Origin of the sequence: Streptomyces sp. MP131-18 (assembly GCF_001984575.1) — a bacterium.
GTDB lineage: Bacteria > Actinomycetota > Actinomycetes > Streptomycetales > Streptomycetaceae > Streptomyces > Streptomyces johnsoniae.
Genome location: NZ_LZNS01000001.1, coordinates 7214497 through 7226375, shown reverse-complemented (window position 1 = coordinate 7226375; position 11879 = coordinate 7214497). Strand labels below are relative to the sequence as shown.

Sequence of the window (11879 nt, the reverse complement as noted above, 5' to 3'; positions counted from 1 at the left end):
GGCGTCGCCGCGGCCCCAGGCCGTGGCGGCGCCGTCGCCTGCGTCAGCGGCTAGAGTCACGTCAACGTTGCCCAGTGCGGACCTCGGAGCCCTCGGTGCTGATCAATCACGACACCCGGTGCGCGCTCGGCCACACCGTCGACCTGCTGAACACCCGGCCCGCGGACGCCGGGGACACCGGGGACGCGCTCGCCGACGTGGCCGCCCTGCGCGCCTTCGTGGCGGAGCACGGTGTCAGCGACGTCCGCGTGGAGAAGCTGGGCGCCGACGACCTGCGGGCCGTGCACCGGGTCCGCGACCGTTTCGCCGATATCTTCGCCGCCCCCTCCGACCGGGCGGCGGCCGAGCTCGTCAACGCCCTGGTGGCGGACGCGGGCACGACGCCGCAGCTGACCGACCACGACGGCCACGGCTGGCACGTCCACTACTTCGCGCCCGGCGCCTCGGTCGCCGACCACCTCGCCGCGGACTGCGGCATGGCGCTCGGGTTCATCGTGGTCGCCGGGGAACGGGAGCGGCTGCGGTGGTGCGGGGCGCCGGGCTGCGGGCACGCGTTCGTCGACCTGTCGCGCAACCGTTCACGCCGCTACTGCTCCAACCGCACATGCGGGAACCGGCTCCACGTGGCCGCGTACCGGGCCAGGCAGCGGGAGGCCTGAGCCGCCCCCGGCGGCCCTCACAGCAGGAACTGGTCATGCAGCCCCGCGATGAGCAGCAGCGCCCCGATGACGGTCAGGAAAAGCATCAGCGGCGGCTGCGAGAGGGCGAAGAGACAGCCGCGGCTCTCCTGGGCCGCGCTCGCGTGGTCCTGGGGGGTGGCCGGCAGCGGCCGGTTCGCGGAGTCGGGAGCCTGCTCCCTCGTGGTGTGCGCCATGTCGCGGCGATCATGACGCAGCGGGACGGCGCTCCGCGATCAACACGTCTCATTTGCCCGGACATGGGGCGAATGTCGAGCTGGATTGGGGACCCCTCGGTCAGGTGCCGCGGTGGTCAGATCCCGTGCTTCTTCAGAATGGCCTCGATATCGGAGAAGTCGTCCGCCTCCCCGCCGCGCCGGCGGCCCGACTTCGGCAGCGAACGCGGGGACCCGGCCGCGGGCTCGGCCGCCGGCGTACCGCCGCCCGACCGCTCCCGGTCCCGGCCGCGCCCCTCGGCGAGACGGCCGGACAGGAACAGCAGCACGGCGCACGCCAGCACACCGAAGCCTGCCCAGGCCACCGGGTTGAACGTCATATTGACCACGAAACGCACCACGCCCGTCATCGCGAGGCCGACGGGGAGCAGCGCCACCGCGGCCGCCCTGAGGGCCAGCGCGTACCGGCGGCGGCGGGCCACCAGGAAGGCGATGCCCAGGCCCGCGGCGGATAGAAGGGTACAGGCGGTGCCAATCAACATCTTTCCATCCTGCCGCCCCCGTCCGCAGAAGGCCATGGCTCCCGGCCGAGGATCAGGGTCTTTTCGGGGTAAGGCCCCGGGGTCGCCCGGATGGAAGACTGTGCATATGAACGAGAAGACCGGCCCCAGCGCCGTGCTGGACGTGTGGTGCGACCTCCAGTGCCCCGACTGCCACCGCGCCGAATCCGACCTGCGCACCCTGTCGGAACGCTTCGGCCCCGCCCTGGAGATCCGGCGCCGCCACTTCCCGCTCGCCGGGCACCAGCACGCGCTGGCCGCCGCCCAGGCGGCCGAGGAGGCGTACGCGCAGGGCAGCGGCGACGCGTTCTGGACGGCGCTGCTCGCCCGCACCGCCGAGCTGAAGGAACGCGGCACCCCGGTGCTGCTCGAGGTCGCCGCCGAGCTCGGCCTCGACACCGACGAGGTGGACACCGCCCTCGTCGACGGGCGGCACATGCTCATGGTCGACGCCGACCACGCCGAGGGTCAGGCACTCGGTGTGACCGGCACTCCCACCTACGTGATCGACGGGCAGCGACTCGACGGCGGCGCGAGCCAGGACGGGCTCCTCGCACGCGTCACGGAGATCGCCGAATCGCTGCTGGCTCAGCAGAGAGGCTTGGACAGCCGGTACTCGTCCACGCCGTAGCCGAGCGCCTCGAACAGCCGCGGCCCCGCCCCGCCGTCCGCGGGCACGCGGGCGCCGAGCACCCGCCCGCCGGCGGCCAGGCACAGGCGCTCGGCCGCGAACAGCAGTGCCCTGCCGTGCCCGCGGCGCCGGTGCTCCCGGCCCACCCGCACGGCCAGGACGCGCATGTCCGCGCCGCGCGGCGGCCCGGCGGCCGCGGCGGACGTCCACAGCGCGCCGACATCCGTGCCCAGGTGGGCCAGCAGGTGCAGCTCGGCCTCCTCCCCCGGCCCCTCCGCCTGCCACCGCGCACGTTCCGCGCCGGCCGCGGGGCGCACCGCGCACTCCCGCGGCAGCGCGGGCGGCGGCCCGGTCAGCCGCTTGCTCATCACGCGGGCCCGCTCGGTGTACCCGAGACCCGCCGCGAGCGCGGCGGCGCCCGTCGCGCCGGCCGGCACGGCCGCGGCGACCCGGCGGCAGCCCCGCGCCCGCAGCACCTCCTCGGCGGCGAGCAGCGCGACCGTGGCCCGGCCACGGCGGCGCTCCGCCGCGTCGATCTCCAGGTCGGTGATCTCCCCCGCCCGGCCGGGCGGCTCCGCCGCCACGACCAGGCGCAGGCCGCCGACGCGGCGGCCGTTGACGCGTATGTCGAACGACAGGACCGATCCTGCGGGGCCGCCGGGCAGCCGCTCCTCTGGTCCTGCGGGGCGGAGTGTGGTGGTCACCCGGGCATCCCTACCCACGTGCGCCCGCACGTGATGTACGGCGCACCGGGCCCGTCCCGCCCCGGGGGCGGGACGGGTCGCGCCGCTACGGGTCGATGTCCGCCGCGGCGCGCTCGCGGAAGACCCGCATGGCCTTGGCCGTCACCGGTCCCGGCGCGCCCGGCAGCTCGCGGCCGTCGACCCGGCGCACGGCCTGCACGTCGCGGGCGCTCGAGGTGAGGAACACCTCGTCCGCGGTGCGCAGGGCGTCCATCGGCAGCTCGGTCTCGCGGGCCCCGGTCCACTCGACCACCAGGGCCCGGGTGACGCCGGCCAGGCAGCCCTCGGACAGCGTCGGGGTCAGCAGCTCGCCGTCGACGACGACGAACACATTGGTCCCGGTGCCCTCGCACAGCCGGCCCGCCGTATTGGCGAACAGCGCCTCGGACGCGGCCTCCTGGCGGGCCCGTGCGAGGGCGATGACGTTCTCCGCGTAGGAGGTGGTCTTCAGACCGGCGAGCGCACCGCGCTCATTGCGGGTCCACGGCACGGTGATCACGGCCGTGGTGTCCGGGCGGCGGGACATCTCGGCATGGGCCACGACCAGCGTCGGCGGGGCGTCGCCGCGCGCCGATCCGAGCGGCCCGGGGCCGCCGGTGTAGGTGATGCGCAGGCGGCCGAGAGCGAGCGGCACGGCGTCGAGAACCGCCGCGCAGGCGCGCTCGACCTCCGCCCGGTCCGGCTCCGGCAGCCCGAGCCCGGCGGCCGAGGCCGCGAGGCGGTCCAGGTGCCTGGTCGTCGCGAACGCCCGGCCGTTCTCCGTCTTGAGCGTCTCGAACACCCCGTCGCCCACGGTGAGTCCGTGGTCGAAGACGGAAACCCGTGCGCTGCCGGCGTCGCGCAGCTCACCGTCCAGCCAGATCAGCGCCATGGTGGCTCCCTTCCCTGTCCTGCTCCCTGCCGTTCGGCTGCCCTCCCGTAGACGCTACCCCGATCAGCGCCGCGGCCTTCAGCTCGGTCTCCGCCCATTCGCGCGCCGGGTCGGAGTCCCAGATGATCCCCGCGCCGGTGCCGAAGCGCAGCAGCGCGCGGCCGTCGGTCCGCTCGATCCAGAACGTGCGGATGGCCACGGCCAGTTCGCCGGTGCCACGGTCGGCGTCCACCCAGCCGACCGCGCCGCAGTACGGGCCGCGGGGCGCCGTTTCCAGCGCGTCGATGATCCGCAGCGCGCTGGACTTGGGCGCGCCGGTCACCGAGCCGGGCGGGAAGGCGCCGGCCAGCAGCTCGGCCCAGCCGGCTCCCGCGGCCAGCTCGCCGCGGACGGTGGAGACCAGGTGCGTCAGCCCCGGGCGCTCCTCGGGGACGCACAGCTCGGGAACGGTGACGGAGCCGGGGACGCAGACGGTGCCGAGGTCGTTGCGGACGAGGTCGACGATCATGACGTTCTCGGCCCGCTCCTTGGCACCGAGGTGGGCGGCGGTCCGTCCGGTGCCCTTGATCGGTCCCGACTCCACCGTGCGGCCCGCGCGGCGCAGGAACAGCTCGGGCGACGCGGTGGCGATCTCCACGCCGTGGGCGGGCAGCCGCACGGTGCCCGCGAACCTGGCCGGGTCGCGGCGCACGAGCAGCGCGGTCAGCGCGTCGGCATCGGCCTCCGGGGGAACAGGCGCGGAGAGCACACGGCACAGGTTCGCCTGGTAGACGTCCCCGGCCGCGATGTGCTCGCGGATGCGCAGCACGGCGGCCCGATAGGCGGCGGCGTCCAGGGAACCGGTCCAGTCGTCCGGCGCGGGACCGCGCCAGCGGCCGGGCACGGCGACCGGGCGCGGCGCCGGGCGGACGTCCGCGAACCGGGCACACACCAGGTCCCCGGCGTATCCCGCCACCACGGCCCACCAGCCGGCCGAGTCGAGCGCCCGCGGATCGCTCGTGACATCGCAGAGCCCGGTGGCCAGAAATCCACCGAGGCGGACGATCGGAGCGGCTTCGTGCACGCGTGCGATTCTAGGCCCTGCCCTGAAGCCCTGGCCGAGGGGCCTTGCCGGTGGCCGGCGCGGTACCGAGTTTGAGCTGGCCCACGAATCCGCTAAGGTTCATGACGTCGCCGCAAGCCGGAGGCCGCGGCGGAGACAACACTGCGGACGTAGCTCAGTTGGTAGAGCACCACCTTGCCAAGGTGGGGGTCGCGAGTTCGAATCTCGTCGTCCGCTCGAAGGGGGCACGCCCCCATCCGGTGGAGTGGCCGAGAGGCGAGGCAACGGCCTGCAAAGCCGTCTACACGGGTTCAAATCCCGTCTCCACCTCGGACGATTAGCTCAGCGGGAGAGCGCTTCCCTGACACGGAAGAGGTCACTGGTTCAATCCCAGTATCGTCCACGGGGCCTTCACGGGTCCGCCCCGCGGCGCAAGCCGCGGGCCCGCGCGATTAGCTCAGCGGGAGAGCGCTTCCCTGACACGGAAGAGGTCACTGGTTCAATCCCAGTATCGCGCACCGCACAAGAGGCCGGAGAGCTCACGCTCTCCGGCCTCTTTGACGCGGGACCCGGGCAGCTCCCCAGCTGCCCGGGCCCATAGCCGTCCGCCTCACCCCCGTCCCCACGGGGCTGTAGACCGGTGTCCCCGACCCGGGCCGCTCTCCCGGGCCCGGGGCGCGCTCAGCGCCCCAGCATGCCGGCCACGGACGACGCCTGTGTCATGACGGCCTCCACGCCGCCGATGACGACGGCAAGGGCGAGGGCGAACGGCAGCACCATCGCCGCGGCCACCAGCGGATGGCGCCGATCGGCCCTGCTGGTCTCCCGCGGCAACGCTGTGCGTGCCATCTGTCCCCTCCCGTCATGTCGTTGGGGCGGCGGGCGGGTGACCTCGGGGGACGAGTGCTGCGCCCGCCGCTTGACCACAACATTAGGTGCGCGCGCCGTCCCGGACGTCAGCCCGGCGTACTGACCTGGGGGCCTCCCGCAGGATGAGAGAGGGGTGGCCGGGCTACTCCCCAGGGTGGATACCCGTGCAGGGATGCCGGGGGTTTCCCCCAGGGGTGGTGCCGCGACGCCGAAAACGCCTGCGCGCGCGGCCTTATCGCTGCTCGGGCCGCGCAGTCCGTAAGCTGAGGCCATCACAAGCACGGGGCAGCGAGGTAGACATGGCGATGATGCGGCTCCGGCGCGAGGACCCGCGAGTCGTCGGCGCGTTCCGGCTCCATCGGCGGCTCGGCGCCGGCGGCATGGGCGTGGTGTACCTCGGCTCCGACCGGCGCGGGCAGCGGGTCGCGCTGAAGGTCATCAGGCCGGACCTCGCGGAGGACCAGGAGTTCCGTTCGCGGTTCGCGCGGGAGGTCTCCGCCGCGCGGCGCATCCGCGGCGGCTGCACCGCGCGCCTGGTCGCCGCCGATCTGGACGCCACACGGCCGTGGTTCGCCACCCAGTACGTGCCCGGTCCCTCGCTGCACGACAAGGTGCTCGAGCACGGCTCGCTCTCCGCGGCCGAGACGGCCGCGATCGGCGCCGCGCTCGCCGAGGGGCTGGTCGCCGTGCACGAGGCAGGAGTCGTCCACCGCGACCTCAAGCCGTCGAACATCCTGCTGTCGCCCAAGGGCCCGCGCATCATCGACTTCGGCATCGCCTGGGCCACCGGGGCCAGCACCCTCACGCACGTCGGAACGGCGGTCGGCTCGCCCGGCTTCCTCGCGCCCGAGCAGGTGCGCGGCCAGCCGGTGACCCCTGCCTCCGACGTCTTCTCGCTCGGCGCGACGCTGGCGTACGCGGCGCTCGGCGACTCGCCGTTCGGACAGGGCAGTTCCGAGGTCATGCTGTACCGCGTCGTGCACGAGGAGCCGCAACTGCGCGGCGTGCCCGCCGCCCTGGCCCCCCTGGTGCGCTCGTGCCTGGCGAAGTCGCCGCAGGAGCGCCCCAGTACCCTCCAGCTCTCGCTGCGGCTGAAGGAGATCGCGGCCAGGGAGGCCAGGGGCGTTGCCCGGCCCATGGCGCGGGCGCGCTCCTCTGCCGCCCCGGAGCGCGCGCAGGAGCGCCGCTCGGAGCGCGAGCCGGAGTCCGAGCGTCCGGCACCGCGGTCGGGCACGCGGGGCACCGGCGCGGGTCGGCCGGTCCCGGGGCCGCGCCGACGGCTCGACCGGCGGCTGCTGCGGCAGCGGCTGGTCGTCTTCGTGACGGTGACCCTGCTGGTCGCGCTCGGCATCGCCGCGGCCCAGGGCTGCCAGGGGCCGCTGTAGGACCGCCGCGCGCTCAGGCCGCCGTGATCGCGAAGAACGCCACGGCAGCGGCGGCGGCCACGTTGAGCGAGTCCACGCCGTGCGCCATGGGAATCCGCACCCACGTGTCCGCGGCGGCCAGCGCGCGCGCCGAGAGCCCGGCCCCCTCCGCCCCCAGCATCAGCGCGACCCGGCCGCCGGCCTGCTCCGCCGCCACCGCCCTGATGTCGCGGGCGCGCGCGTCGGGCGTGAGGGCGAGCAGCCGGAACCCGGCCTCCCGGACCTCGTCCAGCGCCCGCGGCCCACGCGGCAGGCGGGCGTAGGGCAGGGAGAACACCGCGCCCATGGACACCTTGACCGACCGGCGGTAGAGCGGGTCCGCGCAGTCAGGGGAGAGCAGGACGCCGTCCATGCCGAGAGCCGCCGCCCCGCGGAACACCGCGCCGATGTTGGTGTGGTCGTTGACCGCTTCGAGCACGGCCAGCCGATGCCCGCGGGCGAGGAGTTCACCCGGCTCCGGCAGCGGAACGCGCTCCATCGCGGCCAGCGCGCCGCGGTGCACGTGGTAGCCGGTGACGCGTTCCGCCAGCTCCTCCTCGACCACGTAGACCGGCGCCGCGGCGGCCCCGGCCAGCTCACCCATCGCCCCGGCCCACCGCGGGGTCAGCAGCATCGAACGCATCGGGTAACCGGCGTCGAGCGCACGGCGGATCACCTTCTCGCCCTCCGCCATGAACAAGCCCTCGGCCGGCTCGCGCCTCCGGCGCAGCGCCACGTCGGTCAGGCCGGTGTAGTCGCCGAGGCGGGGGTCGCCGGGGTCGGTGATCCGGACGGGGCTGCTCACCCGACGGTCACCACGTCACCCACCACCACGACGGCGGGCGGGCGGACGCCCTCCTCGGCGATCCGGGAGGCGACCGTGCCGAGCGTGGCGTCGACGCGGCGCTGCGCCGCCGTGGTGCCCTCCTGAACGACGGCGACCGGCGTCGCGGCGGGTCTGCCGTGGCGGATCAGGGCCTCGGCGATGTCCGGCATGTGTTCCACCGCCATCAGCAGCACGAGCGTGCCGCGCAGCGCGGCCAGCGCCGCCCAGTCGACGAGGGAACGGGGGTCGTCGGGCGCGACGTGCCCGCTGACCACGGTGAACTCGTGCGCCACGCCGCGGTGGGTCACCGGGACACCCACGGCGGAGGGCACGCTGATGGCGCTGGTGACGCCGGGCACCACCGTCACCGGGATGCCGGCCGCCGCCAGCGCCTCCGCCTCCTCCTTGCCGCGGCCGAATACGAAGGGGTCGCCGCCCTTCAGCCGCACCACGAACTTGCCGGCCCTGGCGTGCGCGACCAGCGCCTCGTTGATGGCCTGCTGGGCCATGCCGCGGCCGTACGGGATCTTGGCGGCGTCGATGACCTCGACGTGCGGCGGGAGTTCGTCCAGCAGGTCGCGGGGGCCGAGCCGGTCGGCGATGACGACGTCCGCCTCGGCGAGCAGCCGCCGGCCCCGCACCGTGATGAGGTCCGGATCGCCTGGCCCGCCGCCGACCAGGGCGACGCCCGGCGTGCGCCCGCGGTGGCGCGGCGCGGTCAGCGTGCCGTCGCGCAGCCCTTCGACCACGGCGTCGCGGACGGCGGCGGAACGGCGCGGGTCGCGGCCGGTGAGCACGGCCACCGTGACGCCGTCGCCACGGCCGGTGGCGGGCGTCCATGCGGTCGCCGCCCCGGCGTCGTCGCTGCGGACGCACCACACGCGCCGTTCCTCCGCCTCGGCCGAGGCCGCGGCGTTGACGCGCGGGTCGTCGGTGGCGATCAGCACGTACCAGGCGCCTTCGACGTCACCTGGCCGGTATCCCCTGGCCTCCCAGGCCAGTTCGCCCGCGTCGGCCATGGCCTGGACGGAAGGGGTGACCGCGGGCGCGACCAGCAGCACGTCGGCGCCCGCGGCGAGCAGCGCGGGCAGGCGGCGCTGCGCCACCGTTCCGCCGCCGAGCACGAGGACACGGCGGCCGGTCAGGCGCAGGCCGAGGGGATAGGCGGGGTTCTCTGGCATGGGTGGTGCGGGCTCCTCGCGCGGGCGGAACGGTTGGGCGGCCGCCCCGGGGACCGGCCGCCCTCACCCTAATTCTTGTCCGTCACCCCGGCCGAGTCGAAGGTGGCCACCTCCCGCACCGCCCGGGCCGCGCTCTGCACGACGGGCAGGGCGAGCAGCGCACCGGTGCCCTCGCCGAGCCGCAGATCCAGGTCGACCAGCGGGCGCAGGCCGAGCGCGGTGAGCGCGGCCAGGTGCCCGGGCTCGGCGCTGCGGTGCCCCGCGATGCACACGGACACGGCCTCCGGGGCGATGGCGCGCGCGGCCAGGGCCGCCGCCCCCGCGGTGACCCCGTCGAGGATCACCGGCACCCGCAGCGAGGCGCCGCCGAGGATCAGCCCGGTGAGCGCGGCGTGTTCGAGTCCGCCGACGGCCGCCAGCACGCCGAGCGGGTCGGTGGCCTCCGGCTCGTGCCGGTGCAGGGCGCGGCGGACCACGTCGACTTTTCTGGCGTGCGTCTCGTCGTCGATGCCGGTGCCGCGGCCGGTGACCTCGGCGGGGTCGGCGTCGGTGAAGACGGCCACGAGGGCGGCGGAGACGGTGGTGTTGGCGACGCCCATCTCGCCGGTGAGCAGGGCGCGGTTGCCTGCGGCCACGAGGTCGCGGGCGGTCTCGATGCCCACCTCGACGGCCCGCAGCGCCTCTTCGCGGGTCATCGCGGGGCCCGCGGTGATGTCGCCGGTGCCCGCCCTGACCTTGCGCGGCAGCAGCCCCTGGGTGGCCGGCAGTTCGGACCTGACCCCGACGTCGATCACGCACACCTCTGCGCCGACCTGGGCGGCGAACGCGTTGCACACCGCTCCCCCGGCCAGGAAGTTGGCCACCATCTGCGTGGTGACCTCCTGCGCCCAGGGAGTGACGCCCTGGGCGTGCACCCCGTGGTCCCCGGCGAACACGGCGACGGCCGCCGGCTCGGGCACCGGCGGCGGGCAGCTGCGCGAAAGCCCGCAGAGCTGGGCGGAGATGACTTCCAGGGCACCGAGGGCACCGGCGGGCTTCGTCATCCGCTTCTGCCGCTCCCAGGCCTCGCCGAGGGCCTGGGCGTCCAGCGGGCGGATCTCGGCCAGGGTCTCGCTCAGCAGGTCGTGCGGCTCGGCGCCCGGCAGCGCGCGGCGGCCGTACGCCTCGTCGTGCACGACCCAGGACAGCGGGCGGCGCTGGGACCAGCCGTGCTGCGACAGCTCCGGCTCGCCGGGGAACTCGTCGACGTACCCGACGCACAGGTAGGCGACGATCTCCAGGTGCTCGGGCAGGTCGAGGGCGCGGACCAGCTCCCGTTCGTCGAAGAAGCTGACCCAGCCGACGCCCAGACCCTCGGCGCGGGCGGCGAGCCACAGGTTCTCCACGGCGAGGGCGGAGGAGTACGGGGCCATCTGCGGCTGGCTGAGCCGCCCGAGAGTGTGCCGGCCGCCGCGGGTGGGGTCGGCGGTGACCACGATGTTGACGGGGGTGTCGAGGATGGCCTCGACCTTCAGCTCCTTGAACTGCTTGGCTCGGCCCTTGGGCAGGGACTTGGCGTACGCCTGACGCTGCCGGACGGCCAGCTCCTGAACGGCCGTACGGGTCTCGGGCGAGCGGATGATGACGAAGTCCCAGGGCTGGGACAGGCCCACGCTCGGTGCGGTGTGCGCGGCTTCCAGGACCCGCAGCAACACGTCGTGCGGGATGGGGTCGGGGCGGAAGCCGTTGCGGATGTCCCGGCGCTCGCGCATCAGCCGGTGCACGGTGTCGCGCTCCGGCTCGGGGTAGCCGGGCGCGGGCGGGCGGGGCGGCTCCTGCTGTTGCGGTGCCTCCGGTGCGGCGGGGGGCGCCGCCAGCTCCGCGGCCGACGCCTCGGCGGCCGGTTCCTCGGCGGCCGCGGGCCGGGGCTGCGGCTGGAGTACGGCCGGCCCCGCGACGGCGGGCACCGGCCCCGGCGCGGTGCGGGGACCCGGCACGGCGGGCACGGCAGGCCCGGCGGGCGCGGCCGGCTGCTCGGACTGCTCCTGCGACTCGTCCCGGGCCTCGGCCCCGGCCGGCTCCTGAGGGGCGGCGGCCTGCGCCTCGGGGACGGGGACAGGGACGGGGTCGGGCTCCGGCCGGGCCGCGGGCGCGGCCGGCTCCGCCTCCCGCACCGCCTCGGTCGCGGGCTCGGTGGCCGCTTCGGTCACGGGCTCGGACACGGCATCGTTCGCGGCCTCGGACACGGGCTCGGACACGGGCTCGGACACGGCCTCGGGTTCGGGCACGGCTTCCGGCCGGGGTTCCGGCTCGGGACCCGGCTCCGGCTCCGGCTCCGCGGCCGGGGCCTGCGGCGCGGCGGCCTGCGGCGGCACCGGCTCCCAGGCGCCGGGCGGTGTGGGCAGCGGTCCCGGGGCCTTGGCCACGGGGGCGGCCGGCGGCGCGGGAGCCGCGGCGGCGACGGGGTGGGGCGGCTCGGGAACGGCCTGCGGCGCCGGGGCGGGAACGGCCGCGGGCACGTCCAGGTACTCCGGCTCGGTCGGGTGCGGGCCGCGCGGCGCGAGCGGCGCGGGGCGGTGCGTGAGGGGCAGGGGGTGCCCCGGCTGGTCCTGCGGCTGCGCAACGCCGGCGGCCTGCCGCGGCGCGACCGCGGCCTCGCCCCAGGCACCGTTCGCACCGGGCATCAGCAGCTCCTCCTCGTCACCGTCGCCGGCCTCGTCCGGCGGGGCGGGGAACGGGTAGGCGGCAGGGACCGGCACACCCGGCGGCACCGGCTGGTCCGGCTGCGCTCCCGCGAGCTCCGGCTGTCCCTCCTCCGGAATCCGGCCGGCGTCCGTCATGCGTCCACCTCGCCCATCGCACGTGCTCCTTCCAACCCCGGACATTGACGGACGAATCATCACGTCCAGCTGACGGCACA

12 protein-coding genes and 4 tRNA genes are annotated in these 11879 nt (G+C 75.5%); 7 read left to right on the top strand and 9 right to left on the bottom strand.

Annotated features, from left to right (window positions below):
- Positions 1–95: 95 nt before the first annotated feature.
- A complete protein-coding gene (locus tag STBA_RS32120; RefSeq protein WP_077062533.1) occupies positions 96–659 on the top strand; it encodes a CGNR zinc finger domain-containing protein in 564 nt (187 codons plus the stop codon).
- A gap of 17 nt (positions 660–676) precedes the next feature.
- On the opposite strand, the gene STBA_RS32115 is transcribed toward STBA_RS32120, so the two are convergent.
- Both STBA_RS32115 and STBA_RS32110 read right to left on the bottom strand, forming a co-directional pair.
- Positions 677–874 (bottom strand): hypothetical protein, encoded by a 198-nt coding sequence (locus tag STBA_RS32115; protein WP_077062532.1) that lies wholly within the window; start codon positions 872–874, stop codon positions 677–679.
- 116 nt (positions 875–990) lie between these two features.
- On the bottom strand, positions 991–1395 hold the full coding sequence (locus tag STBA_RS32110; RefSeq protein ID WP_077062531.1) for a hypothetical protein: 405 nt from the start codon (positions 1393–1395) through the stop codon (positions 991–993).
- Positions 1396–1501: 106 nt separating this feature from the next.
- Here STBA_RS32110 and STBA_RS32105 point away from each other — a divergent pair, with 106 nt between their 5' ends.
- Positions 1502–2044 (top strand): DsbA family protein, encoded by a 543-nt coding sequence (locus tag STBA_RS32105; RefSeq protein ID WP_077062530.1) that lies wholly within the window; start codon positions 1502–1504, stop codon positions 2042–2044.
- Here STBA_RS32105 and STBA_RS32100 read toward each other — a convergent pair.
- From STBA_RS32100 to STBA_RS32090, 3 genes are all read right to left on the bottom strand, one after another.
- Positions 2002–2748, bottom strand: coding sequence for a GNAT family N-acetyltransferase (locus STBA_RS32100; protein WP_077062529.1), 747 nt, complete (start codon positions 2746–2748; stop codon positions 2002–2004). The genes STBA_RS32105 and STBA_RS32100 overlap by 43 nt on opposite strands.
- 85 nt (positions 2749–2833) lie before the next feature.
- Positions 2834–3658, bottom strand: a complete 825-nt coding sequence (locus tag STBA_RS32095) for an aminodeoxychorismate lyase (protein ID WP_077062528.1) — start codon at positions 3656–3658, stop codon at positions 2834–2836.
- Complete coding sequence (locus STBA_RS32090; RefSeq protein ID WP_077063756.1) at positions 3633–4721, bottom strand: chorismate-binding protein; 1089 nt, start codon at positions 4719–4721, stop codon at positions 3633–3635. Before STBA_RS32090 ends, STBA_RS32095 begins: the two co-directional genes overlap by 26 nt.
- 143 nt (positions 4722–4864) lie before the next feature.
- Between STBA_RS32090 and STBA_RS32085 the strand changes: the two genes are divergently transcribed.
- From STBA_RS32085 to STBA_RS32070, 4 genes are all read left to right on the top strand, one after another.
- Positions 4865–4937, top strand: a tRNA-Gly gene (locus tag STBA_RS32085).
- 22 nt (positions 4938–4959) lie between these two features.
- Positions 4960–5030: transfer RNA gene (locus STBA_RS32080), tRNA-Cys, on the top strand.
- 1 nt (position 5031) lies between these two features.
- Positions 5032–5103: transfer RNA gene (locus STBA_RS32075), tRNA-Val, on the top strand.
- A gap of 43 nt (positions 5104–5146) precedes the next feature.
- Positions 5147–5218 (top strand) — tRNA-Val (locus tag STBA_RS32070).
- Positions 5219–5381: 163 nt separating this feature from the next.
- Here the strand turns inward: STBA_RS32070 and STBA_RS38145 are convergent.
- Positions 5382–5549: a hypothetical protein gene (locus tag STBA_RS38145; protein ID WP_171987833.1), complete on the bottom strand. Its 168-nt coding sequence runs from the start codon at positions 5547–5549 to the stop codon at positions 5382–5384.
- A gap of 320 nt (positions 5550–5869) precedes the next feature.
- Between STBA_RS38145 and STBA_RS32065 the strand changes: the two genes are divergently transcribed.
- The gene (locus STBA_RS32065) at positions 5870–6955 is read left to right on the top strand and encodes a serine/threonine-protein kinase (RefSeq protein WP_077062527.1); all 1086 of its coding nucleotides are present in this window, start codon (positions 5870–5872) and stop codon (positions 6953–6955) included.
- A 13-nt stretch (positions 6956–6968) separates the two neighbouring features.
- On the opposite strand, the gene STBA_RS32060 is transcribed toward STBA_RS32065, so the two are convergent.
- The 3 genes from STBA_RS32060 to cobT form a co-directional block, all read right to left on the bottom strand.
- Positions 6969–7778, bottom strand: coding sequence for an RNA methyltransferase (locus STBA_RS32060; RefSeq protein WP_077062526.1), 810 nt, complete (start codon positions 7776–7778; stop codon positions 6969–6971).
- Positions 7775–8980 carry a uroporphyrinogen-III C-methyltransferase gene (gene cobA, locus STBA_RS32055; protein ID WP_077062525.1) on the bottom strand — a complete coding sequence of 402 codons (1206 nt, stop codon included), beginning with the start codon at positions 8978–8980 and terminating at the stop codon, positions 7775–7777. Before cobA ends, STBA_RS32060 begins: the two co-directional genes overlap by 4 nt.
- 68 nt (positions 8981–9048) lie before the next feature.
- On the bottom strand, positions 9049–11799 hold the full coding sequence (gene cobT / locus STBA_RS32050) for a nicotinate-nucleotide--dimethylbenzimidazole phosphoribosyltransferase (protein ID WP_077062524.1): 2751 nt from the start codon (positions 11797–11799) through the stop codon (positions 9049–9051).
- Positions 11800–11879: the final 80 nt, after the last annotated feature.